This window comes from Pseudomonas sp. PARCl1 (genome assembly GCF_947311875.1).
GTDB lineage: Bacteria > Pseudomonadota > Gammaproteobacteria > Pseudomonadales > Pseudomonadaceae > Aquipseudomonas > Aquipseudomonas juntendi.
In genome coordinates this window covers 1-1,234 of record NZ_CAMZMX010000110.1, presented here as the reverse complement: position 1 = coordinate 1,234, position 1,234 = coordinate 1, and the positions used below count along the sequence as shown (strand labels likewise).

Below are 1,234 nucleotides of genomic sequence, written 5' to 3'. Positions count from 1 at the left end.
TGAATCGCCCCTGGTTTTCTAGACACTCTCCAAGCTCAGGAAATAGCGTTTCTCATACTCTACTGGAGACAGCTGCATAGCACTGCTGTGTCGGCGTTTAGGGTTATAGAACATCTCGATGTAATCGAAAATATCACTTCGGGCTTCTTCACGGGTTGTGTAGATCTTTCGTCGGATTCGCTCTCGCTTCAAAAGCTGGAAAAAGCTCTCGGCTACGGCATTGTCGTGGCAGTTTCCCCGCCGGCTCATGCTGCTGATTACATTGTTGGCCTTCAAAAAGCTTTTCCAATCCGAGCTACTGAACTGACTGCCTTGATCTGAGTGAATCATAACTTGCTGCTGAGGCTTGCGTCGCCAAACAGCCATCAACATCGCGTCGATAGCCAGGTCGCTGCACATCCTTGGCTTCATTGACCAACCAATTACTTGGCGTGAGAACAGATCCAGCACTACCGCGAGGTAGAGCCACCCTTCATAGGTGCGGATGTAAGTGATATCTGTCACCCAGACCTTGTTCGGCTCACTTACCTTGAACTGCCGCGCGAGGTGGTTGGGCGAGGCCACTGTTGGTTTTCCACCATAGAACCCTGGACGCCGCCGATAGCCCGTTTGAGAACGCAGCCCCTCCGCCTGCATCAAGCGCCTGACTCGATTTCGGCCGCATTCCTCTCCCAGCTCACGCAGGTCATCGTGAATTTTGCGGTAGCCGTATACACCTCCGCTTTCCAGCCAAGCGTGTTTGATCAAGCCAAGCAGACGTTGATCTTCTTTTGCTCGGGCAGATTGAGGCTCGGCCAGCCAGGCGTAATAGCCGCTGGGGTGCACCTTGAGGGTTTGGCAAAGGCGCCGCACCGGGTAATCAGTCGAGTGCTTCTTGATGAAGGCGTACTTCAGCCGCACTCCTTGGCAAAGTACGCGGCGGCCTTTTTTAAGATGTCTCGCTCTTCCGTCACGCGCTTGAGTTCAGCGCGTAGCTTGCGCAGTTCGGCCTGCTGATCGTCGTCTTGCTGACGCTGCTCTTGGGGCTTGCTGTAGACCTTGATCCAGGCGTAAAGACTGTGCACGGACATGCCCAGGCGCTGGGCGACATCGGCGACAGGTTTGCCTTTCTCGGTCACTTGCTTGACCGCTTCGATCTTGAATTCTTCGGGGTAACGCTGACGACTCATGGCACCTCCTATTTGGGCCTCATTATGAGGCTTGGAGGTGTCTACGAAACCAGGGGCGATTCAAA

At 54.2% G+C, this 1,234-nt stretch carries 1 protein-coding gene; it reads right to left on the bottom strand.

All coding sequences use genetic code 11. From position 1 onward, the window contains the following. Positions 1 to 18: 18 nt before the first annotated feature. Positions 19 to 1,169 (bottom strand): IS3 family transposase gene (locus QME24_RS24720; protein WP_087535084.1). Its coding sequence is split into 2 segments (ribosomal slippage): positions 19 to 935 and positions 935 to 1,169, totalling 1,152 coding nucleotides; the frame shifts between segments, so codons are not numbered across the junction. Positions 1,170 to 1,234: the final 65 nt, after the last annotated feature.